Origin of the sequence: Nannocystis exedens (assembly GCF_002343915.1) — a bacterium.
Lineage (GTDB): Bacteria > Myxococcota_A > Polyangia > Nannocystales > Nannocystaceae > Nannocystis > Nannocystis exedens.
The window spans coordinates 7335579-7358388 of sequence record NZ_NETK01000001.1; the positions used below are offsets into that span (position 1 = coordinate 7335579).

17 protein-coding genes, 1 pseudogene and 1 riboswitch are annotated in these 22810 nt (G+C 71.4%); of the genes and pseudogenes, 9 read left to right on the forward strand and 9 right to left on the reverse strand.

Features of this window, described 5'->3' with window-relative positions; translation table 11 throughout:
- Positions 1 to 144: 144 nt before the first annotated feature.
- Positions 145 to 1188: a hypothetical protein gene (locus tag NAEX_RS28890; protein WP_096330704.1), complete on the forward strand. Its 1044-nt coding sequence runs from the start codon at positions 145 to 147 to the stop codon at positions 1186 to 1188.
- A gap of 89 nt (positions 1189 to 1277) precedes the next feature.
- Positions 1278 to 1341, forward strand: a riboswitch (guanidine-III (ykkC-III) riboswitch).
- Positions 1342 to 1357: 16 nt separating this feature from the next.
- Complete coding sequence (locus tag NAEX_RS28895) at positions 1358 to 1696, forward strand: DMT family transporter (RefSeq protein ID WP_096330705.1); 339 nt, start codon at positions 1358 to 1360, stop codon at positions 1694 to 1696.
- A gap of 62 nt (positions 1697 to 1758) precedes the next feature.
- Here NAEX_RS28895 and NAEX_RS28900 read toward each other — a convergent pair whose 3' ends face one another.
- From NAEX_RS28900 to NAEX_RS28915, 4 genes are all read right to left on the reverse strand, one after another.
- Positions 1759 to 2166, reverse strand: coding sequence for a hypothetical protein (locus NAEX_RS28900; RefSeq protein ID WP_096330706.1), 408 nt, complete (start codon positions 2164 to 2166; stop codon positions 1759 to 1761).
- 314 nt (positions 2167 to 2480) lie between these two features.
- Positions 2481 to 3812, reverse strand: coding sequence for a diaminopimelate decarboxylase (gene lysA, locus NAEX_RS28905; RefSeq protein WP_245913821.1), 1332 nt, complete (start codon positions 3810 to 3812; stop codon positions 2481 to 2483).
- A gap of 1221 nt (positions 3813 to 5033) precedes the next feature.
- A complete protein-coding gene (gene ribA, locus NAEX_RS28910) occupies positions 5034 to 5666 on the reverse strand; it encodes a GTP cyclohydrolase II (RefSeq protein ID WP_096330707.1) in 633 nt (210 codons plus the stop codon).
- A gap of 17 nt (positions 5667 to 5683) precedes the next feature.
- Positions 5684 to 6448 carry a Fic family protein gene (locus NAEX_RS28915; RefSeq protein ID WP_143140370.1) on the reverse strand — a complete coding sequence of 255 codons (765 nt, stop codon included), beginning with the start codon at positions 6446 to 6448 and terminating at the stop codon, positions 5684 to 5686.
- A gap of 268 nt (positions 6449 to 6716) precedes the next feature.
- Here NAEX_RS28915 and rsmH point away from each other — a divergent pair, with 268 nt between their 5' ends.
- Genes rsmH through NAEX_RS28930 form a run of 3 tightly spaced genes read left to right on the forward strand, consistent with a single transcriptional unit; the run spans position 6717 to position 10203 of the window.
- On the forward strand, positions 6717 to 7688 hold the full coding sequence (gene rsmH / locus NAEX_RS28920) for a 16S rRNA (cytosine(1402)-N(4))-methyltransferase RsmH (RefSeq protein ID WP_096330709.1): 972 nt from the start codon (positions 6717 to 6719) through the stop codon (positions 7686 to 7688).
- Entirely contained in the window at positions 7685 to 8116 is a 432-nt protein-coding gene (locus NAEX_RS28925) for an FtsB/FtsL family cell division protein (RefSeq protein ID WP_096330710.1), read from the forward strand. Before rsmH ends, NAEX_RS28925 begins: the two co-directional genes overlap by 4 nt.
- A 17-nt stretch (positions 8117 to 8133) precedes the next feature.
- Positions 8134 to 10203 carry a penicillin-binding protein gene (locus NAEX_RS28930; protein ID WP_170136087.1) on the forward strand — a complete coding sequence of 690 codons (2070 nt, stop codon included), beginning with the start codon at positions 8134 to 8136 and terminating at the stop codon, positions 10201 to 10203.
- Positions 10204 to 10287: 84 nt separating this feature from the next.
- Here the strand turns inward: NAEX_RS28930 and NAEX_RS28935 are convergent, their stop codons facing one another.
- The gene (locus tag NAEX_RS28935) at positions 10288 to 11217 is read right to left on the reverse strand and encodes a fatty acid desaturase (RefSeq protein ID WP_096330712.1); all 930 of its coding nucleotides are present in this window, start codon (positions 11215 to 11217) and stop codon (positions 10288 to 10290) included.
- 29 nt (positions 11218 to 11246) lie between these two features.
- Entirely contained in the window at positions 11247 to 12023 is a 777-nt protein-coding gene (locus tag NAEX_RS28940; RefSeq protein WP_096330713.1) for an SseB family protein, read from the reverse strand.
- 140 nt (positions 12024 to 12163) lie between these two features.
- On the opposite strand from NAEX_RS28940, the gene msrA reads away from it, so the two are divergent.
- On the forward strand, positions 12164 to 12811 hold the full coding sequence (gene msrA, locus NAEX_RS28945) for a peptide-methionine (S)-S-oxide reductase MsrA (protein WP_096330714.1): 648 nt from the start codon (positions 12164 to 12166) through the stop codon (positions 12809 to 12811).
- An 87-nt stretch (positions 12812 to 12898) separates the two neighbouring features.
- Here msrA and NAEX_RS28950 read toward each other — a convergent pair whose 3' ends face one another.
- Positions 12899 to 13801, reverse strand: a complete 903-nt coding sequence (locus NAEX_RS28950; RefSeq protein WP_096330715.1) for a hypothetical protein — start codon at positions 13799 to 13801, stop codon at positions 12899 to 12901.
- A 176-nt stretch (positions 13802 to 13977) separates the two neighbouring features.
- Between NAEX_RS28950 and NAEX_RS54655 the strand changes: the two are divergent.
- From NAEX_RS54655 to NAEX_RS28970, 3 genes and pseudogenes are all read left to right on the forward strand, one after another.
- A pseudogene (locus NAEX_RS54655) lies at positions 13978 to 14085 on the forward strand (peptide-methionine (S)-S-oxide reductase MsrA); the annotation flags it as partial.
- A 284-nt stretch (positions 14086 to 14369) separates the two neighbouring features.
- Positions 14370 to 16244: a nucleotide-binding protein gene (locus NAEX_RS28965; protein ID WP_143140371.1), complete on the forward strand. Its 1875-nt coding sequence runs from the start codon at positions 14370 to 14372 to the stop codon at positions 16242 to 16244.
- Positions 16245 to 16753: 509 nt separating this feature from the next.
- A complete protein-coding gene (locus NAEX_RS28970; RefSeq protein ID WP_143140372.1) occupies positions 16754 to 19336 on the forward strand; it encodes a hypothetical protein in 2583 nt (860 codons plus the stop codon).
- A gap of 39 nt (positions 19337 to 19375) precedes the next feature.
- Here NAEX_RS28970 and NAEX_RS28975 read toward each other — a convergent pair whose 3' ends face one another.
- Both NAEX_RS28975 and NAEX_RS28980 read right to left on the reverse strand, forming a co-directional pair.
- A complete protein-coding gene (locus NAEX_RS28975; RefSeq protein ID WP_170136088.1) occupies positions 19376 to 21256 on the reverse strand; it encodes an IgGFc-binding protein in 1881 nt (626 codons plus the stop codon).
- Between the two features lie 263 nt (positions 21257 to 21519).
- Complete coding sequence (locus tag NAEX_RS28980; RefSeq protein ID WP_096330719.1) at positions 21520 to 22641, reverse strand: Gfo/Idh/MocA family protein; 1122 nt, start codon at positions 22639 to 22641, stop codon at positions 21520 to 21522.
- Positions 22642 to 22810 lie beyond the last annotated feature (169 nt).

Sequence of the window (22810 nt, forward strand, 5' to 3'; positions counted from 1 at the left end):
CGCGGCCCTGACGGCGTTATTCGCGACGCGGCGCGCAGGTCCGCAAGCAGTGAATCGGCGCCGACCCGAGAACTGCAGCGACGCCCGTCCGCGCGGCGCAGTGACCGTCTTGAGCGCCTCGCACCGCGGTCGTACCGTCGCCGCATGCCTCGCGCCGCGACCCTCGTCACGCTCGCCTCGCTCGCGCTGTCCGCCTGCTCCGACGACGGCAGCGGCCGCGCCTCGGCCACCGCCGCGATCGTCTCGAGCGTGGGCACGCTGCCGCCGACCACCGAGGACGCGACGTCCTCCTCGACGCCGACGTCGACCGGCGAGAGCACCGGCACGACCGCGGGCACCACCGGCGACGACGGCAGCAGCGCGCCCGACCCGACGAGCGCCGGCGGCCCGAAGTTCGACATCGGCGAGACGCCCGACGCCGGCCCGCCGCCGGAGCCGAAGGCGTGCCTCAAGGTCGACCTGCTGTTCGTGGTCGACAACTCGGCGAGCATGAAGGACGAGCAGGACAACCTGGTGGCCAGCTTCCCGGGCTTCGTGCAGGAGATCCAGCAGCAGCTCGAGGACGCGGAGAGCCTGCACATCGGGGTGGTGTCGACCGACAAGTACGAGGGCAACGAGAACCCGTGCGACGGGGTGCTCGGCGGGCTCATCACCCAGACCGACGGCAGCAACTCGAGCAACGCCTACTGCGGCCCCTACGTCAGCGGCAAGCGCTACATGACCGAGCAGGACGACCTGGCGACCCGGTTCGCCTGCGCCGCCCAGGTCGGCACCTCGGGCGATAGCAACGAGAAGCCGCTGCAGGCGGCCCTGCGCGCGCTCGGGCCCGAGCTGGCGCAGCCCGGTCAGTGCAACGAGGGCTTCGTCCGCGACGACGCGCTGCTGGTCCTCGTCATCATCACCGACGAGGAGGAGGACGGCTCCTCGGGCGACCCGCCCGACTGGTTCGGCGAGCTGGTCGCGCTCAAGGGCGGGATCGAGACCAACATCGTCACCCTCGCGCTGATCGGCCCCGAGAACCCCGAGTGCGACAGCGCGGCCGAGGTCGCCTACCGGATCGTCGACTTCGCCGAGATGTTCACCTACGGCAGCATCGGCCAGATCTGCGCCGCCTCGTTCCAGCCGTTCTTCCACGACGCGATCGCCGTGATCGACCAGGCCTGCGAGAACTTCGTCCCGCCGGGCTGACGCGCCGTTGCCGCGCCTGTACGGAAGGACAGGTAGGTTGCCTCACGCGGGGCCCGCCGGGCCCGCTGCGCCGCGACCGGCTAAGCTGAAGCTCGCTCGCGCTGCGGGCCCGGACGAGGTGCGCCGTACCCGGTGAGGACAAGACGACGCGGGGAAGGAGCGCGTCATCATGTCCACCGCGTGGATGTACCTCGTCGTCGCCGGCCTGCTCGAGGTCGGCTGGGCCCTCGGCCTCAAATGGAGCGACGGCTTCGACGTCCGGAACAAGCCGGTCGCCACGATCCTCACCGTCGTCGCCCTGATCGCCAGCTTCGCGCTGCTGGCCCAGGCCAGCAAGTCGCTGCCGATCGGCACCGCCTACGCGGTGTGGACCGGCATCGGCGCCGCCGGGGCGGCCGTCGGCGGGATGCTGCTGCTCGGCGAGCCGGTCGCGCCGCTGCGGGTGCTGTTCCTGACGATGCTGGTGGTCGCCATCGTCGGCCTCAAGTTCAGCGCCGGCGACGCTTGAGGACATGCCCTGGGGGGCATGTCTTCAGGGGCATGTCGAGAAGGGCATGCCCCACGAGGCAGTCACTCGGGGGTGCCGCAGCTGGCCCAGCGGTACAGCTGCTCCTCCTCGTCCTCGCTCAGCGCGGGCAGGCCGGCCGGCGGCATGGCGCCCTCGTACACCTCGTGCATCGCGGTCGCGGCGTGGGTCTTGGCGGCGGCGTAGGTGTCGAAGTCGACGCCGGGAGGGGCGTTCACGCGCGACGCCCCGGTGAGCATCGACGAGTGACAGGTGGTGCACTTGCCCCACACGGCCGACATCTCCGAGAACTTCGGGGTCGTGCCCACGGAACAGTCGATCTCGGGGGCGTCGCCGGCGTCGTCGCTGTCCTCGACGCCGCCGCAGGCCACGGCCGCCAGCGGCGCGAGGGCGAGGGCGAACAGCCAGGTACGAAGGTCGGTGAAGAGGGTGCGTACACGCGATTGGGTCATGAGCGCCTCGATCGCCGCGGACGATAGCCAGCGGTGAGCCGCGCGCGCAAGCAGCCGTTCTCGCGCGTCCGGCTGCGATCGCCGGTACGCGGCCGCGGCCCTCCGCGCTCGCGGGGGCGAGGCGCAGGGATGCGCCCCGGCCCTGCGGATGGGGGGGCCGGACCTCCGCGACCGGCACGGGCTGACCTTTCGTCATCGGGGCCGACCGGCGCCGCGCGAGGGCGGAGCTGTCCCGAGAGACAGCCGCGGGAGAGGGTGGCTGTCCCGAGAGACAGCTGCCGGAGACGGGCCGGGGGCTGGCCCGAGAGCCAGGCTCAGCGCGCCAGCCAGGCCGGGAGCTGCTCGTCGGCGATGAGCGCGTCGACGGTCTTGCGCGGGCGCGTGACCGCGAGTTCGCCCCCGCGCACCATCACCTCGGCGGCCAGCGGGCGGGTGTTGTAGGTCGAGGCCATGGCCATGCCGTAGGCGCCGGCGCTGAGGACCGCCAGCAGCTCGCCGGGTTCGGCCGGGGCGATCAGGCGGTCCTGGGCCAGGAAGTCGCCGCACTCGCACACCGGGCCGACGACGTCGGCGCGGATCGTCGGGCGCTCGCCGGCGGCCAGATCGACGGGGACGATCGGGTGGTAGGCGCCGTAGAGGGCCGGGCGCAGCAGGTCGTTCATCGCCGCGTCGACGATCACGAACTCGCGCTCGCCGCTGCGCTTGCGGCCGATCACCCGCGTGAGCAGCACCCCGGCGCTGCCGACCAGGTAACGACCAGGCTCCAAGACCAGCTCGAGGCCGAGGGGCGCGACCGCGGCGGTGAGGGCGGCGCCGAGGCGTTCGACGTCGAGCTCGCGGTCGGCGGGCGCGTAGGTGATGCCCATGCCGCCGCCGAGGTCGAGCTGGCGCAGCGGCGCCCCGTCCGCCCGCAGCGCGCGCACGAGGCCGCACAGGCGCTCGAAGCTGGCCAGAAACGGCGACTCGTCGAGGATCTGCGAGCCGATGTGGCAGGCCAGGCCGCACAGGCGCAGCTCGGGCAGCGCGCGGGCGCGGGCCGCCACGCCCGCGGCGTCCGCCATGGCGATCCCGAACTTGCTCTCGCGCAGGCCGGTGGCCAGGTACGGGTGGGTGTCGGGGTCGATGTCGGGGTTGAGCCGCAGCGCGACGGAGGTCACGCGGCCGAGGGCGCGGGCGCGGGCCGCCACCCGGTCGAGCTCCGCCACCGACTCGATGTTGATCGCGCGCACGCCGGCGGCGATCGCCGCGTCCAGCTCCTCGTCGAGCTTGCCGACCCCCGAGAACACGACCTTGTCGGCCGGGACCCCGGCCACGAGGGCCCGCCGCAGCTCGCCGCCGGACACGATGTCGGCTCCGGCGCCGAGCTGCGCCAGGTGGGCGAGCACCGCCTGGCTGCTGTTGGCCTTGACCGCGTAGGCGATGAGCGTCGGGTGCGAGCGGCACGCGCGGGCCAGGGCATGAAAGCGAGCGGCGATTTCGCCGGCGCCGTACACGTACGTCGGCGTCCCGACGGCCGCGGCGATCTCGGCCAGCGCGACCTCCTCGACCGCGAGCCGGCCGGAGGCCACGCGCAGGCCCCAGCGGGCCGGAGCGGCGAACACCGGCGCGTGATCGGGGCCGGTCTGGACCACCTCGGAGCTTACCACGGAGACCTCATCGCCGAGGCTCTTGCCACGCCGGGCCGCGCACTGTCAAACCCGCTCGCGCCGGATCCGCGGGCCTCCGCACACGGGTCTGCCGGGAGAGGGGGCGGGGGCCGTCACATCTCTTTGCCGGCGCACACAACCTTGCTAAGGTTGGACTGTCACCCTCAGGCCACCGGCAAAAGGAGGTAACTGATGAACCAAGCAGATCGTTGTGTGTGGAGTACTTGCGCTGCGCCTCGACTGTCGTGCTCTTCAGGAGGTGCGCACTAGCCTTTGCCGGGGTCTGAGGCTCGTTTCGCCGAGCCGCCCCTTCCCGTGTGCGCTCTGCGGGGCGCCCACGCAGTGACACCCCCGGCCGCGCGACCGCGGCCGTAAAGTCACGCCCCTCACCGGTTCGCTCGCGCGGACCGACCCAGCGACGGCGCCGCCGCGCCGCCGAAAGTCACCCTGGTCAGCCCGGCGACTGACCCGCGCCACGCCCGTGGCACCGGCCCACCACGGCCGGAAACCCCTGACGGGGTTCACAGCCCCGCAACACAGAACCGGCATCGCGCCCGAGGTGACCCGCGGCGGAGCAATGTGCTCCGCCGCTTCTTTTTGGGTCGCCGTGCGCCGCGGCGGGCGGCGCGGTCGGCTGCGCAGGGCGCGAGCGAGAGGTCGCGCGCTCGGGGCGTCGGGCGACGGCGACGCCGGCCTCACTGCGCGAGGCGTTCGCCGCCGACTCGGCGAGCGTCGAGCATCGCGACGGCCGCGCTCGGCGCAGGCAGCCCGCACTGGTCGCGGGCCCTCGGTGGGTGTCGCGAGCGGGCGTCGGCCTGCGCGCCGTCGCCGCGGCCGCTGCGCTCGGTCGGACTCGTGTCTGAAAAGACATGCTCACAAAGACATGTCCAGGTAGACATTTTCCTCGGAGATCGGCGCGAACCCGGCTCGTGCCTGCCGGGCCGAGGCGCGGCAGCGCCACCAGGCCGGGCTCCGCCGCCGCTCCGGTCGGCTGCGCATGGCGCGGGTGAAGGCTCTCGACGCGTCGCGCAAGGCCTCGACGAGGTACGCGCGAGACGGATATCCGCGGCGCGGGGGCCGAGCCGGACGAAGATGGCCGGCATCGCGTCGCGCGACACGAGCTCGATCCCCGGGCGGTCCAGGCGCGGCCAACCCGTGCGTGGCGGGCTCGCATGGCGCGACGGACATGGCTTTGTCGCCATGTCCGCTCGGGCATGTCCCTCAGAGCAGGTGGCCGCTCTTGTCGCGCTTGGTCGCCAGGTAGCGGCGGTTCTGCTCGCGGGCCTCGGCGATCAGCGGCTCGCGGCGGGCCACGGTCACGCCGCCCTGCTGCAGGCCGGCGACCTTGCTCATGTTGTTGGTGTGGAGCACGACCGAGCCGACCTCGAGGGCGCGCAGCATCGCCGCGGCGACCGAGTAGTCGCGGAGGTCGTCGTCGAAGCCCATGTGGAGGTTGGCCTCGACGGTGTCGAGGCCCTGCTCCTGGAGGTGGTAGGCGCGGATCTTCTGGGCGATGCCGATCCCGCGGCCCTCCTGGCGGAGGTAGAGGATGATGCCCGCGTCGCCGCCGGCGATCCGCTGCAGCGCGAGCTCGAGCTGGTCGCGGCAGTCGCAGCGGAACGAGCCGAACACGTCGCCCGTCAGGCACTCGGAGTGGATCCGCGTCGGCACCTCGGTGCGGCCGCGGACGTCGCCGCGCACGATCGCCACGTCGTCGAGGGTGCGGCCGACGTCGTCGATGAACGACACGATCTCGAACTCGCCGTGGCGGGAGGGCAGACGCGCCCGGGCGAACACCTGCGCGTTGCGAACCACGCGCAGCGGCCGGGCCTGGAGGTTGTTCGGCACGGGCATGCGGTGCCTACTGTCTGTCACGCCCGGGACGAGTCAACAATGCTCTGGTAGAGCCGGCTCGACGAGCGGATCCCCTCGTCCATGCTGTCGAGCACCAACTGCAGGAGCTGGTCCTGGTCGAGCCGGAGCACGTCGTAGTAGGTCTGGCGCTCGTTGTGGTGCAGGATGCACGGCCAGTAGTTCTCGGCGATGAGGATGGCGTTCATCGCCAGGCGCGCGACGCGCCCACTGATGTCCGGCCACGGGAAGATCCTGATAAGCTCGCGGTGGACCTCGACCGCCAGCTCGATCGGGTGGGCCTTGCGGCACTCCTCCGTCCGGAACCAGTCGGTCAGCTTGCGCATGCGGTAGCTGATCTTGTCGGCCGGCGCGAGGTCGTGGAAGTACATGCGGTGGATCGGGTTGTCCTTGCGGTACTGGACCTGATCCTTCTTGCCCTGCGGCAGCAGGGTCTGGTGCAGCTTCTTCAGCCACTCCAGCGACAGTTGCAGCCGCTTCCCGCGGGTCTCGAGCAGCATGTAGATGCCGTCGCGGACCGCCTTGACGTGCAGATACGCGGGGATCAGGCTCGGCGTCGAGATGATCTCGTCGTCGATCGACGCCTTGATCTCGGCGACCGACAGCATCTGCCCCTCGAGGGCGAAGTCGTGGAAGATCCACGACATCATGAAGCGCTCGTCGAAGGTCCGCCGTTGCGCGGCGTTGAGCATCCCGAGCTTTTCCCAGAGGAGCTCCGAGGACTCGAAGAGCTGGCGATAATTCTTCATCCGCGTCGAAAGCACGGCGGGCTCCCTCGAAATAAGGCAGCGCAACCTACAAATTTTGGCCCCGAGGGGTCAATGACAAAGTGTCCAAGGCGTTGTTTTCGCGGGAGAATTTTGCCGCGAAACGGGCCCGTCCGCAGGCGAGTTCGGCCGAGTCTGCTCGCGTCCGGCCGAACCTGGCGCCCGGGCGGGGCGCCCGAATCGCCCGCGCGGGCGGGCCCGGGGCCCAGGTCGCCTGTTTTTTGACCGGGCCGGCGAGCGCTGTCACACCCGCCTGGCGCGCGCGATGTCCTCCGAGTTCCACAGGCCGGTACTGGTCCGCGAGGTCTGCGAGGCGCTGGCGCCGGCGCTCGTGCGCGCCGAGGCGCCGGTGTTCGTCGACGCGACCTGCGGCGGGGCCGGGCACACGCTGGCCGTGCTGGCCGCCTACGCCGAGGCCCGACCCGCCGGGCCGAAGCTGCGGGCCATCGCCCTCGACCGCGACGAGGAGGCGCTGGCCGAGGCGCGTCGCAAGCTGCCGGCCGAGGTCGAGCTGGTGCATTCGAGCTTCGGCCACCTGCCCGAGGTGCTCGACGCCGCGGGGGTGACCGCGGCGACGGCGATCCTCGCCGACCTGGGAGTGTCCTCACACCAGCTCGACACGGGCGCGCGCGGCTTCTCGTTCCAGGTCGACGCCCCGCTCGACATGCGGATGGACCCAAGCCGCGGGGTGCCGGCGTCGCAGCTGCTGGCCGACATCAGCGCCGGCGAGCTGACCCAGGTGCTGCGCGACTACGGCGAGGAGCCCGACGCCGCGCGGATCGCCGCCGCGATCGTCGCGGTGCGACCGAAGACCACCGGGGTGCTGGCGAAGGTCGTGGCGGCGGCGATGAGCGCGCCGCAGCGGCGCAAGCTGGGGCTGCGGATCCACCCGGCCACGCGCACCTTCCAGGCGCTGCGGATCCGCGTCAACGACGAGCTCGGCGAGCTCGACCGGCTCCTCGCCGCCGCGCCCGAGCGGCTGCAGGTCGGCGGGCGGCTCGGCATCATCACCTTCCACTCGCTCGAAGACCGCGCGACCAAGCAGCGGTTCGCCGCGCTGACCCGCGCGGAGCAGCCGCCCGCGGGCCTGCCGATCGCCGCGCGCGACCTGCCGCGCCCGCGCTTCGTCGTGCCCGGCGGCTACCGCCAGGGCGCCGCGCCCGGCGACGCCGAGGTCGCCGCCAACCCGCGCAGCCGCAGCAGCCGGCTGCGAGTCCTGGAGCGTGCGCTGCCATGACGCCGACGACCAAGCCTCCGCGCACCGGCAACGTCCGCCGCGGCGCGACGCCGCCGAGCTTCGAGCACGGCTTCCAGCGCGCCGACGACCGCCTGCCGCCGCCCCCGCCGCGCCGGCCGACCGGGCTGCCGCTGGTGCTGATGCTGGCGCTCGGGCTTCTGACCGCGGCCGGCGTGGTGCAGGTGCGGACGCGGGCGCGGGTGCTCGAGCTCGGGGCCGACATCGCCGAGCTGACGGCCGAGCACGGGCGCCTGCTCGACGAGAAGCGCCGGCTCGAGGCCGAGCGGGCCTACCTGCGCCACCCCGACTACATCGAGGACGTCGCGGCGGGGCGCATGCAGATGGTGCCGGCCACGCCGGATCGGCTGCAGGCGATCCGGCTGCGTGACGAGTCCAAGGGGACAGGTCCCTCGAAACAGGGCGGATGAGACAGGGCGGATCGAACATGTCCGAAAAGCGCGGCAACATCATGCGCAAGAACCTGATCCCCGCGCCGATGGCGAGCGACATGCGGGCGGTCGGGCGGCGCGCGTCGCTGGTCGGCGCGGCGATCTGCGCCGCGCTGGTCGGCGCCGGGGTCAAGGCGACGCGGATCGCCACCGTCGAGCACGAGGCCTACGCCGAGCAGGGCAACCGCCAGCAGCTGCGCAGCTTCAAGCTCGCGGCGAGCCGCGGCGAGATCGTCGACCGCGACTTCATGACCCTCGCGGTCGACGACCGGGTGCACAAGATCGCCATCAACCCCCGGCTCGTGCGCGCGCGCGGGGCCGAGGAGGCGCTGATCGAGGCGGTGCTGGAGATCGAGCCCGACGAGAGCGCCGACTACCTGCGCGAGGAGATCGCCAAGGACAAGGCCTACCGCCTGCTGCGCCTGCCGCTGTCGGACGCGCAGATGGCCGCGCTGCAGGCCAAGGGCATCCCGGGCGTGTCGTTCGAGCCGTCGACGGCGCGGGTGTACCCGCGCGGGCTGTTGGCGTCGCACGTGCTCGGCCGCGTCGGCGCCCAGGGCAGCGGCACCGCCGGCGTCGAGCTCGGGCTCGACATGCAGCTGCGCGGGCGCGAGGCGCTGTCGCCGGCCTACTTCGCCGCCGGCAAGAAGCTGCTGGTCGACGGCGTGCCCGACCCCGGGGTCGCGCGCGGCGACACGGTGGTGCTGACGATCGACTCGGCGATCCAGGCGATGGTCGAGGAGGAGATCAACACCGTCGTCCGCCAGTGGAACCCGGTCGGCACCTCGATCCTGGTGCTCGACCCGCGCAACGGCGAGATCCTCGCCCTGGCCAACCGGCCGACCTACGACCCCAACCACCCGGTCGAGCGCGCCCAGCAGACCCAGAACCTCGCCGTCCAGGCCGCCTACGAGCCCGGCTCGACGCTCAAGGCGGTGACCGTCGCCGCCGCGCTCGAGCTCGGGGCGGTGCGCGAGAACGAGACGTTCTACTGCGAGAAGGGCCGCTGGAAGTACACGCCGCGCCACACGATCCACGACGCGCACGCGGCCGAGTGGCTGACGGTGTCGGAGATCCTCGCGGCCTCGTCGAACATCTGCACGACCAAGATCGCCGACCGCCTCGGCAAGCAGACGCTGTCGAAGTGGGTCAAGAAGTTCCACTTCGGCGAGCGCCCCGGGGTCCAGCTGCCGGGCGCGACCGCGGGCCTCCTGGCCCCGCCCGAGAAGTGGTCCGACATCCAGATGGCCAACATCTCGTTCGGCCAGGGCATGGCCGCGTCGCCGCTGCAGGTGACCGCGGCGTTCGGCGCCCTCGCCAACGACGGCGTCTATCACGACCCCACCATCGTGCAGAAGATCCTCGACGCCCGCGGCGGCACCGTGTGGGAGCACGTGCCCGAGGGCGAGCGCCTGGTCCGCAGCGCCACCGCCAAGACCGTCATGCGCATGCTCGAGGACGTCGTCCACACCGAGCTCGGCACCGGCAACAACGCCCACGTCGACGGCTACCGGGTCGCCGGCAAGACCTCGACCGCGCAGAAGGCCGGCAGCAAGGGCTACGCCGACGGCATGTACTACTCGAGCTTCATCGGCGCGCTGCCGGCCCGCGCGCCGCGGGTGGTGATCCTCGTGTCGGTCGACGCGCCCGAGGGCGCCCACTACGGCAACGACGTCGCCGCCCCCAGCTTCGCCCGCCTCGGCGCGCAGATCATGACCCACCTCGGCGTGCCCCGCGACGACGGCAAGACGCCGCCGGCGCCCAAGCCGGTGGTGGTCGCCGCCAAGCAGATGGAGGCCGAGCTCGGCGTGCTCGCCGACATCGACGTCGAGCCCTCGCTGCCCGGCGCCGAGGAGCGGGGCAGCGGCGCCGCCGCCCACCCCAAGGTCACCACCGGCATGCCCGACTTCACCGGCCTCACCCTCGCCCAGGCGGTCGACCTCGCCGGCCGCGCCAAGGTCGAGCTCCGCGCCTCCGGCTCCGGCGTCGCCGTGTCGCAGGACGTGCCCCCCGGCCAGGTCGAGAGCGGCCGCGTGGTCCAGGTCGTGTTCGCGCCGAAGAAGTGAGGCGCAAAGGGCATGTCCTCCGCGGCATGCTCGATCGGCCATGTCTTTTCGGGCATGACTTCGAGAGCATGCCCTCAAGGCCAGTCATCGCCCGCGCAGCGCCGCCAGGTAGACGTGGAGGTAGCCGCGGTAGCGGCGGGGCAGGCCGGCGGCGACGCGGCGGTGCAGGGCCGGCACGGCGTGGAACGGCACGGCCGGCCAGCCGTGGTGCTCGGCGTGGTAGGGCATGTTCCAGAACAGCCACCTGACGGCGGCGTTGCTGCGGACCGATCGGGTCCGCGCGAGCACGTCGCCGTCGGTCGGCATGCCGGTGTGCTCGGCGGCGAGGTAAGGCCCGAGCACCACGTGGGCGCCGGCGCAGCCGGCCAGCAGCCACCCCAGCGCGGGCCACACCAGCCAGGCGAGCGCCACGAGCACGACCAGGACGGCGACGATGATCCGCGCCTCGTGGATCGTCGCCGGGCGCTGGACCTCGGGCAGCCACGGCATCCATTTGACGAACCACTTCGGCCCGCGCGGCGCCGCGAGGTTGACCAGCGCGGCCAGCTTGGCGAGCAGCAGCGGCAGCCCGCTGAGCACGATCAGCGCGGCGATCGGGTTCTTGGGCCAGGCCGCCAGCGCGAGGTCGCCGCCGGGGACCTCGGGATCGCCGACCTCGTGGGTCTTGCGGTGGTGCTCGAAGTGGAAGGCGACGAAGCCGGTCGGCGGCATCAGCGACAGGCCGGCCGCGAGCTGCAGCACCAGCCGGTTCAGCCGCTTGCTGGCGAAGGCGGTGCCGTGGCCGGCCTCGTGCATCGGCGCGAACATCGAGGCCAACAGCACGCTGTAGGCCGCGAACACCGGCCAGAACACGCGCGCGTCGGCGTCCGCGAGCGCGACCGTGGCGACCGCGGAGGCCGCGAGCAAGCCGAGCTGGATGGCGAACCGACGCACGCCCGGGCCGTCGCGGCGCGCGTACAGCTCGCGCCGCTCGTCGGCCGTCAGCGTCGTCGCGCTCGAGAACTCGCCCTCCATCGCGCCTCCTCGCGGGACGCTTTTGTCGGTCAGTTGTTGCGGCGGCGCAGCGCGCCCTCGATCGACTCGAGCTCGTTGATGTAGAGCTCGCCGCCGACGTTGCCGCGCGGGTTCAGCAGCAGCGACCCGACCCGGCGCGACACCGCCAGCGGCACCAGGCGGGCGCCCGGGATCAGCGCGAACGGCCAGCCCTTCGGCTGCCACAGCCGCAGCGAGTCGATCTCGGTGAAGGCGGCGATGACCGGGAAGCTGCCGAGGCGGTCGACCTCGAGCGGCTCGTCGCTGGTGCGGCCCGCCGGGTTCACCGGCATCAGGAAGGTCGCGTTCATCACGGCGACGTAGACCCGCTGGCGCGCGTCCATGTCGCGGCGCACCGCCAGGGTCTTCATCGCCCGCACGAGGTCGGGGTTGCGGGTCGGCTCGGGGTCGCCGAGCTGCAGCTCGAAGGTCGCCGGCGCGTCGGCCTCGACGCCGAAGATCTGGGAGAACAGCGCCAGCAGCTCGTCGGCCAGCCTGCCGGCCGCGTCGGCGCCGGTCAGGCGGACGTCGCGGAACAGGTTGTTGAAGCCGCTGCGCTCGAAGTAGCCGCGCTCGCCGAGCGACCGCAGCCGCGCCGGGGTCAGCTGCGCCGGGCCGCCGAGGTAGAAGTTCGAGACGACCTCGACCGCCAGGTCGGAGCCGCCCAGGCGGCCGTGCACGACCACGTAATAGTCCCCCGCGGCGACGACCAGTTTGTTGTCGGCCCCGCCGCTTTCGGTGAGCTGCTGCAGGGACGTGACGAGCCGGTCGCGAGTGAGTGTGGACATGCGGGGGAAGGGCGAAGATAGCAGAGCCGCCCGGAAGCGCCCGGCCGCCGGCCCGTCCCGACGTGCGCGATCCGGCACGCAGCACCTCCCGGGCCCGGTCGCGCTGGCCGTGGCCGCCGCCATGCGTCACCCTGCGGGGGATGTCCTGGTTCGCCTCGTCCGACAAGCTCCGAATGCCGCGCCCGCAAGAGGCGCTCCCCGGCCGCGAGACCCCCATGCCGGTCGCCGCGCAGCACGCGGTCCTCGGCGGGCCGATGTCGCCGCCGTTCCCGGCCGGCGCCGAGATCGCCATGTTCGGCATGGGCTGCTTCTGGGGCGCCGAGAAGAAGTTCTGGCAGGTGCCCGGCGTGATCTCCACGATGGTCGGCTACGCCGCCGGCTACACCCCGAACCCGACCTACCGCGAGGTGTGCAGCGGCCGCACCGGCCACAACGAGGTCGTCCAGGTGGTCTTCGACCCGCAGCGCGTCCGCTACGAAGCGCTGCTGCGCGTGTTCTGGGAGAACCACGACCCGACCCAGGGCATGCGCCAGGGCAACGACGTCGGTACGCAGTACCGCTCGGGGATCTACTACACCAGCGAGGCGCAGAAGCAGGCGGCCGAGGCGTCGCGCGACGCGTACCAGAAGCGCCTGCTCGACGCGGCGTTCGGCGAGATCACGACCGAGGTGCTGCCGGCGCCGACGTTTTATTACGCGGAGGACTATCACCAGCAATATCTACATAAGAATCCGGGGGGGTACTGTGGGATTGGCGGCACCGGCGTGTCGTGTCCCACGGGCATTTGAGAATACCTCGATCCTGCGGCAGGCAAGCGAATGAGCGCTCGACGCGACCCCGACTCGTCGAGGGCTTGCGAATAACTGCAATGGCGATCACTTCGGGACGCACATTCCGAGGTAGGTGAGCTCCGGCGCCAGAATGTAGCCGGATGCGTCCTGATATGGGACGCACTTCTCGTTGACTGAGCATTGCTGCGGATCGTCCAGGGTACAGAGGGGAGTGCAGCAGCCCTTACCCATCCCCGGATCGCAGTCTGGCAACAGCGCGGGGCTGGCACAGCCGAGCCCCAGATCGCATACGGTAGGGTCGGGGCCAAAGTCCTGGCAAGGATCGCCTTCCAAGGCGAAGAACCACTCAGGATAGGACAGACAGCGAGCAAGCGTGATTTCGTCGAACGTGTACATCGGCTGGATGGCGCAGGTATTGGATTCTGAGCATCCGAAGTTCGAGAATGGGTTGCATTCGGACGGACCGAGGCAATCCGCGTCGTAACCGGGCTGTGAGTCGCAGACCTCTTCCGCATCGACGACGCCGTCGCTGCAGGTTGTCACGGTGCACTTGCCCTGGTCGCACAGCTCGCCGGCGTCGGCGTCGCACTCAGTGTGGTCCTGGCAGAGGGCGCACTTCGGCTCGTCGGGGAAGGCTTCATTGAAGGTCTCGAGGCCGGCCTCGCAGGCGTCGAGGCAGAGCTGGGCGTCGTTCTCGCTGCCTTGCCAGCAGGTGCCGTTCTGGCCGAAGCCCATCTGCGCGGCGGGCAGCTCGCCGGGAGCCGCGGCGGAGATGCACGCGAGGTAGCGGTCGCAGATCGCGTGGGTGGAAGGACCTCCGGTGTCTCCGGTGCTGCTGCCTGTGCTGGTCGTTTGACCCTCCGTCCCGGACGAGTTCGTCGTGCTTGGTGACCCCGTCACGCTTGCCTCGGAAGTGCTATCCCCGCAGGCCAAGGCGAGGACCGCGAGAGGCAGAACGAGCGCGGAGAGCGGGAGAATGGGGCGCATGTGTGCTCTCTACACGGCAAGAGCGAGCGGCGCGCTGCTGCGGTTAACGGAGCAGCCGGCCGCTTCTCCATTTACGTCTTGACGCGCATGTGCCGTTCGACTAGGCAGGGGTTCAGCCGGCCGCCCGGCTCTACCCAGACGTGACCCGAACCCTAAGTACTGCAGAAGGCTCGGTTGCTACTGCCGAGGACTACCATCAGCAGTATTTGCACCCAAATCCGGGCGGGTACTGCGGGCTCGGAGGTACAGGCGTTTCCTGTCCTGTCGGGCTTGCAAGCGCCTGAGCCGCGCCGGCGCGCTGATGCACGAGGCATACGCAACCGACGCTCGGCGACGGCGCGCGCCTCCGTAGGGTGAGCGATGCCGGCGGTCGTCGCCCGGGGTAGGGTGCTGCATGTACGAGCTCGACACAGTCGTGATTATGTGACCCGCTCTCGCCGGCTCGGCGGCGGAGCCGGCCTCTTGGCCGCGAGCGCGCCCGACTACGCAATTGACGCTCGTCGCCAAGTGCGCCCTCCGTAGGGTGATCGATGCCGGTGATCGTCGGCCCGGGGTATGGGGTCACGCCATGCCCGAGAGCACCACCGAGCCAACGATCCACCCCCTCCGGCGCTCTGCCAGCGGCGCAGCCGCGGCGCTCCTGCTGCTCGTCACGGCCTGCAGCGACGACGTCGCCGGCAGCGCGACGACGGACGAGACGACGACGACGAGCGGCGAGACGACCACCGCGGCGAGCGTGACGACCGCCGAGCCCACGACCTCCGGCGGCTCGGAGAGCGGGAGCACCACCACCGCGGAGCCGACCACCACCACGTTGGGCCCCACCGACGGCACCTCGATGCCGGTGAGCTCGACCACCGACGACGACACCACCGATGGCACCTCGATGCCGGTGAGCTCGACCACCGACGACACCACCACCGGCACCGTCGACGACACCACCACCACGAGCGACACCGGCGGCGTGTGCGAGCCGGGGGCCAGCGAGGACTGCTACAGCGGCCCGGAGGGCACCCGCGACGTCGGCGTGTGCAAGGCGGGGGTTCGTACCTGCGCCGCCGACGGCAGCGGCTTCGGGCCCTGCGTCGGCGAGGTCACCCCGAGCCCGGAGGACTGCAGCACGCCCGCCGACGACAACTGCCTCGGCGATGTCCCCGAGTGCGGCGCGGCGCTGTGGGTCGAGCAATTCGGCGGCCCGCTGGAGAACGAGACCAGCAGCCTCGCCGTCGGCCCCGACGACGGCATCGCCATCACCGGCAGGTTCTACGGCGCCCTCGACTTCGGCGGCGGGACGCTCGTCAGCGCCGGCCTGTACGACGGCTACCTCGCCCGCTTCGACGGCGACGGCCACCATCTCTGGAGCCGTCGCTTCGGCAGCGCCGACCAGGAGTACGGCCGCGACGTCGCCTTCGACGCGGCCGGCGGCGTCGTCCTCTCCGCCAACATCAACGGCGCCGTCGACCTCGGCGGCGGGACGCTCGCCAGCACCGACGGGCAGGACATCGCCGTCGCCCGCTACGACGCCGGCGGGGCGCACGAGTGGAGCGCGCTCTACAAAGGTCCCGACAAACAGGACGGTGTGAGCTGCGCGATCGACAGCCACGACGACGTGATCCTCGGCGGGGGCTTCTACGCGAACTTCGAGCTGGGCCCCGCGACCCTGACCAGCGCGGGTGATGCCGACATCTACCTCGCCAGGCTCGACGGCGACGGCGGGTACCAGTGGGCCGAGCGCTTCGGCAACGCCGACCACCAGTACGCCCTCACCACCGTCGACGGCGACGACCACCTCCTCCAGGCCGGGTACTTCGTCGGCTCGCTCGACTACGGAGGCGGGCCGATGCTCGCCAACGGCCGCGACGTGTTCCTCGCCAAGCTCGACGGCGACGGCGGGCACGTGTGGAGCCAGCGCTTCGGCGACGGCGGCGATCAGCGGATCCAGACGCTCGCCGCCGACGCCGCGGGGCGCGTGCTGGTCGGCGGGTACTTCGACGGCGTCCTCGACTTCGGCGGTGGTCCTCTGATGCACGAGGGCAACTTCGACGCCTTCGTCGCGGTCTTCGACGCCGACGGCGACCACCTCTGGAGCCGTCGCCTCGGCGGACCGGGCACCTCGCGCATCGACGCCATCACCGCCGACGCCGCGGGCAACGTCATCGTCGGCGGCATCTTCAACCAGGCCATCGACCTCGGCGGCGGCGCTGAACTGACGGCGGGCCCGCACGCCGCCGCCTTCCTCGCCAAGTACGATCCCGCCGGCGAGCTGCTCCACGGCGTCAACCTCGGCACCGGCGCCGGCTACCACTGGCTCGCGGGCGTCGCCACCAACGCCGCCGGTCACGTCGTCGTCCTCGGCTCTTTCAGCGAGAGCATCGACATCGCCGGCGAGGTCCTGACGACCGCCGGCAAGACCGACATCTTCCTGGCCAAGCTCGCGCTCTGAGCCCCCGACGGCGCGCCCCAGGTGGCACCGTGATCCGCCCTGCTCGGCTCGCCTGGGCGTCGCAGGGGGCGATCACACTGGGACCCGAGCTCCCGCGATCTTCGGAGGACACGTCCGATAAGAACTCGTCGACGAATGCGGGGAGGCTCGGCGATCGGGCTCGGGCTCCGGTCCCGGTTCGGGCTCGGGATTGTTCTGTCCGTCGCGATGTGCGCCTTCGCAGAAGTCGGTTCTTGATGCTGTTTCTACCTCCCACTTTCATCCTGGTGAGGATCATGGCGATCGCGATCGAGTTGTTTTCCATGAGGGGATCGCGGGTCGCGACGCCGCATCCCTCCCTGGCACGCACCGGATGAAACGAATGCAGGGATGTGCCCGGAGGCGTGAGCCTGTGCGCCGCGGATCGCTGATGGCATGCCTGAAGGGACATGCTCTTTCAGGCATGCGCGAACCGGCGCATGCGCGGCTCGGTTGACAGCGGCGCGCGGCGCGGACACCCTCGCGCAGCCATGTCGAAGCTCCCCCAAAAGCCCGCTCACTTGCCTGCCGAAGCGTTCTGGGAGGACGACTGCTGGAACTTCGGCGTCAAGGATCCGACCGGCCGGCGCGTCGGGACCTGGACGGCGTGGCGGCCGAGCGGCGAGGTCGAGTGCGTCGAGGAGTGGGGCGACGGGACGCAGCGGCTCGAGTATCGGCGCTTCCACCCGGACGGCTCGGAGTCGCAGCGCGGGGTGAAGAATCTTTTAAAAAATGTGTGGACCGGGTTGATGCGGTGGACCCGGCTGGACGGCCCGTCGCCGGAGGACAAGTTCTGGGACTCGAGCCTGGGCGAGGCCGTGCGGGCCATCGAGCGCGAGTTCGACGACGAGGGCTACGTCGTGACGGAGCGGATGTTCGACGCGCAGGGCCGCCTGGTCGGGCGGGACGGCGAGCCGCCGCCGCCGCGGCCGGCGAACGTGCCGGCGCAGGCGTTCTACGACTCCGACGAGGGCGCGTGGGTGCTGCAGCGGAGCGCGCTCGTGACCGGCGAGCTCCGCGGCGAGCGGCGCGTGTGGGACCGCGACGGGGTGCTCGGCGAGCGCAGCCTGCACGAGCCCGCGGGCACGCCGCGCGAAGAGGACACTTTTGAAAGCGGCCGGCTGTGGATGTCCAAGCGGTGGGCGGAAAATGGCGACATGGTCCAGTCGTTTTATTATCCCGACACCGATCCGCCGGTCGTCCGCAGCGCGACGCTCTACCGCAAGGGCGAGAAGGATCGCACGGAGACCTTCTTCGACGCGCAGGGGCAGAAGCTCTACTCGGTGCGCATGGAGGAGGTCGGGCCGCACCACGTCCGCCGCTATTACAACGACCGGCTGGTGTTCGAGGCGATCGCCGGCGAGGACCCGAAGCAGCCGCCGAGCAAGGTCGAGTACTACGACCTCTCGGGCGCGTTGCTGGTCTCGTACGCGTCGACGGGCGGGGGCAAGGGCGTGTGGACCCTGCACGACGCGACCGGCGCGGCGGCGCTGACGATGCCGACGGACGGCGAGCACTCGCTCAACGAGTACGACCATTGGGACTGCTTCATGCCGGGCTTCGCCAGCTACGACGAGGAGCGCACGGTGGATGACGCGACGGCGGTCCGCGAGGCATTCCACGACGCTCACGACGAGGAAGTCACGCGCGCGGCGCTGGATCGGCTGGAGCGGTCGCCCGAGCTGGTGGCTGCCCTCGGCCGCGGCTCCTGGGCGCGGGTCGAGACCGCCTTCGGCGACGCCCGCGAGCTGCCGCGCTACGTCCATGGCGTGCTCGCCGACGATCCGGCGCTGGCGGCGTATTCGCTCGAGCAAATCTGGCCGGAGATCGAACATCAGGGCAGCGTGTACCCGGCGACGTATCGGGTGGCGACGGCGCTGGCGACGGTGCTGCCGCTACAAGCGGCGCGGCCGGCGGTGGAGCGGCGCTTGATCGACTTCCTGGTCCAGGTGCTGCGGCTCCCGTACATCACCCAGGAGCGCGAGCCGTACGAGGCGTGGATGACGGCGATGCGCCCTTCGCTGCCGCGCCTCGTGGCGCTCGTGGGCGGCGAGGACCAGGAGCTGGCCCGCGCAGGAGAGCTCTTGCTGGCGCACGCGGGGCGAGGCGAGCGCGAGGTGATCGCGCTGTTCGAGCGGCGGCTGCGTGCGGGCGTGACGCCGGCCGACCGCGGGCGGGCGGCGATGGGGCTCGGCATGACGGCCAGCGCGGAGGCGTCGCGGCCAGCGTTCGAGCGCGCGTTCGCGGCCGAGAGCGACCCGATGGTGCGCTTCGTGTTGGCGGTGCTGCTGGGGCCGCGCGCGAAGCAGCCGGCGCCGGAGTGGATCGCGGCGATCGAGCCGTACGCGATCGATGGTTCGCCGATCGAGGAATCGACGGCCGAGCTGGCGCCGTTCTTCAGCGGGGACGTCGCCGCGGTCGCGCGCGCCCACCTGCCCGCGGAGGTGCTCGCGCGGCACATGGACGCGCTCATGGAGGCGATGCGCGAGCAGGACGCGCTGTCGCAGGTGACGACGCTGGAGACGCTCTTCCGCGTGCTCTTTTCTGATGGCGTGCCCGAGCAACTGTCGGCGGTGCAACGCCGGGCGCTGCGGGCCTGCGCGGACGTGATCGAAGCGTTCCCGAACTTCGTCGATCACGCGGAGGTGTTCGACGAGTTCGACCTGCCCTACGACTCGTTCGAGCTGCGCCAGCTCGCGGACCGCGAGGAGCCGCCGGCGCGCGCGGCCGGAGGCGCGAAGCGGCCGGGGGCGAAGAAGGCGACGAAGAAGTCGAGGGCGAAGAAGGCTGCGAAGAGGTCGGGGTCGAAGAAGGCGGCCAAGAAGTCGGGGAAGGCGGGGGCGAAGAAATCGGCGAAGTCTTCGCCGAAGGCCGGGGCGAAGAAGACGGCGAAGTCTGCGAGCAAGGCGGGGGCGAAGAAGTCGGCGAAGTCTGCGAGCAAGGCGGGGGCGAAGAAGTCGGCGAAGTCTGCGAGCAAGGCGGGGGCGAAGAAGTCGGCGACGTCCGCGAGCAAGGCGGGGGCGAAGAAGTCGGCGAAGGCTTCGCCCAAGTCGGGGGCGAAGAAGACGAAGTAGTCGCGTGGGCCGGGTGAGGTGCCCGGCCCGTCGATTTCGTCACTGAGGGTTGATGATCTTCAGCTTCAGCCCGCCCGGGTACGCGTAGGACGTCACCGGCGTGTAGCCGATGTTGAGGATCCCGAACGGCGCGTCGCTCTCGGCCAGGTGGGCGCCTTCGGAGATCGGGAAGTCGGCGACCTCGTAGCCGCCGACGGGGTAGTAGCCGGTGACGACCTGGCCGTCGATGACGACGTCGGGGTTGCCGGCGAGGCGGATGATCTGGGCGTAATGGATCGAGTAGCCGGTGCCGGTGACGAAGGCGTAGCGGTCCAGGAATTGCTCGACCGGGACCATCTGGTACATCGCGGGGTCGCCGGTGCCGGCGCCGCCGCCCTCGCCCTCGAGGTACTGCACCGGCATGAACGGCTTGTCACCGTTGAAGACGAAGCTGGTGTTGTTCGGGATCACGAGCTCCTTCCACTGGCCCTTGTTGAGGGTGAAGGGGGTGCCGGGCTGGACCGGGTCGGTCGTGATCGTCGTCTGGTCCTCGCCGGCGTAGACCCGCCAGTAGTGCTTCTCGAAGCCGCGCTTGGGCGAGTGGGCGCCGATGTACTGCTTGCCCCAATAGTCGAGCGGGATCACCTGCTCCTCGACGTGGTCGCAGTAGACGACGTTGGCGGGGACGTTGGCGCAGTTGACGGCGCCGATGACCCAGATCGGCTTGTCGGCGTGGACGAAGGTGCCGGACAGGTCGGCGTCGTTGGGCGCGCGGACCTGCAGGACGTCGAAGCGGTTCATCGTCACGGTGCCGGTCTGGTTGGCCGCGACGGCGGGCACGCCGGCGCCGGCGACGGTGCCGATCGGCGGGGTCCACTGGACGACGGTGGTGTCGGCGGTGGCGACGACGTTGAAGTAGCTGGGGCGATCCTCGCCGAACACGGTGTCACCATAAGCGGTGATGACGTGGTCGAGGCGCAGGGCGTGCTCGGGCAGCAGCATCGACGAGTCGTTGGTGGCCTGAGCGGTGATCGGCGAGTGCTGATAGGCGACGATCGGGATCGAGCTCTGCACGCGGTAGACGCCGCCCTTGCGCAGGCCGGAGACCTTCATGAACGGCTGATTCGTCAGCTGGAACTGGAGGGTCGCCCCCGGGAGGAGGTCGGCCGGCGCGCCCGACGGCTGCTCGTTGTTGGTGCCGTCGGGGGTGAAGTAGAGCTGGACCGAGGCGGTCTTGGTCTTCGAGGTGTTGCCGACGACCAGCGAGTCGACGCTGCCGTAGTCGTAGTTGTCCTGGCGCACGGCGAAGAACGAGCAGCCGACCGAGCTCGGGGTCTCCTCGGCGAGGCTGCACAGCGACAGGCACTGGCCGCCGGCGCAGGTCTCCTCGGGCGCGCAATCCACCGGCGGCTGCCAGCCGTCGCCCTGGTCGTTGCATTCCTTGTAGGCGTCCTCGCCCTCGCACACCTTCTGGCCGGGCTTGCAGAGGTCGGCCGGACAGGTGCCGTCGACACATTGCCCGCCGCCGGGGCAGGGCTCGGGGGCGAAGGTCTGGCAGTCGTCCTGACACACGAGCTGCAGGCCGCCGGGGTCGCAACCGCCGAGCTCGCCGGGATTGCACGTACACGCGTCGGTGGTGCCGGTGGTGCTGGTGTCGGTGGTCGTGGTGACGACGCCGGTCGCCGACGTGGTGGTGGTCGTCGTGTCCGCGGTGGTGGTGGTCGTCGTCGTCGAGTCGGACGCGCCCGCGGTGCCGGTGACGTCGGAGGTCGAGGTGGTGGGCGCGACGTCGGTCGAGGCGGTGCCCTGCGTGTCGGGGGTCGTCGCGCTCGTGGTCGCGGTGGTCCCGTCGGTCTGGCTGGCCGAGACGGCGGTGTCGTCGCCGCCGCAGCCGACGAGCGCGATCGAAAATGCAGTGAGGGGCAAGCTGAAGCGATGCATGCCGCGACTTCACCGCTGAACGTCGTGCGCGCGCAAGGCCCTTCGCTGCGAGCAGACCTGCGCGGACGCACGCGCGGCGCGTCGGGTCCGCTCCGAGGGGCCTGTCCGCGTCACGACGCCGCTGTCGCGCGGCGGCCCGCAGTCGGCGACGCCGGCCCGAAGGCGAACCCCCGCGAGGCAGTCGCCTCGCGGGGGCTCGAGGCGAGCGCAGCGAAGCGTTCCGAGTCGTTGCCGGCGTCGGTGCATCCGTGTGCGCGAGCGACTCAGCGGATCGTCGGCGAGGGGGCGCGGATCGGCTCGGGCGGATCGACGGGCGGCTTGCGCTGCTCCTGGTCGACGTCGGGCCGCTGCGCGCGCGACCACGGCGGCAGCTGGACCGCGCGGCCGCTGCGGGCCGATTGCAAGACCGCCTCGACCACGCGGATGTCGGCCAGGCCCTCCTCGCCCGACGGCTCGGGCTCGCGGTCCTCGAGCACGCAGCGCGAGAACTCGACGAGCTCGGGGGCGAACTGGTCGCGCGCGGGGAACTTGTGCTCGCGGCTCTTGCCCTCGGTGGTGAGGACGAGCTTCAGGCCCTGCTCGTAGTCGTAGATCGGCTCGGCGTGGAGGTCGCCCTCGGTGCCGACGACCCGATAATACCCCATCGACGAGCCGCCGAGGCTGACGGTGAGCTGGGCGACGCGGCCGCTGGCGAAGCGGAGGATGGCGGTGGTCGTCTCGTCGACGCCCTCGAAGCGGGCGTCGCCGCTGCTCGACACGGCGGCGAGGACCTCGATCGGCTCCTCGCGGAACAGGTAGCGGGCGGCGTTGATCGGGTAGACGCCGAGGTCGAGGAGGGCGCCGCCGGCGAGCTCGGGCCGGGTGCGGATGTCGCCGGGCCGGACCTGCTGGGTGAACAGCGAGCTGAACATCCGCGGGTCGCCGATCTTGCCGGCCTTGAGGGCCTCGATCGCCTGCAGGTTGGCGGCCTCGAAGTGGAGGCGATAGGCGATCATCAGCTTGACGCGGTGCTCGCGACAGACGGCGATCATCGCCTCGCAGTCGGCGACCGTCGGCGCCATCGGCTTCTCGCAAAGGACGTGGACGCCCATCCGCGCCGCGCGCTCGGTGAACTCGCGGTGGTGGGTGTTCGGGGTGGCGACGAACACGGCGTCGACGCGGGCGCGCTTCAGGACGTCCTCGAATTCGCGGTAGTCGCCGAGGGCCTCGATGCTCGCGTAGCGCTCGGGCAGGGCCTCGCGCTTGACGGGGTCGCCGGAGACGAGCGCGACCAGCTCGGAGTTCTCGGCGGCGTTGGCGAAGGCGGGCAGGACCGCGACCTGGGCGATGTTGCCGGCGCCGACCACGGCGTACCGGACCTTCTTGGCGGATGTCTTCGAGGTCATGGCGCGGCGAGGCTGATGCGACGACCCGGCCCCGGCAATGGGGCATCGCGAACGAGGAGCGCACAGGACCGCGGACGCCGCTCCAAACCGCGGCGCGGGAGCTCGCGCAGGAGCCGCGGACGCAGCGGGCTCGGCCGTGTGTGACGATTGGAGCGCGGCCGGCCCGAGC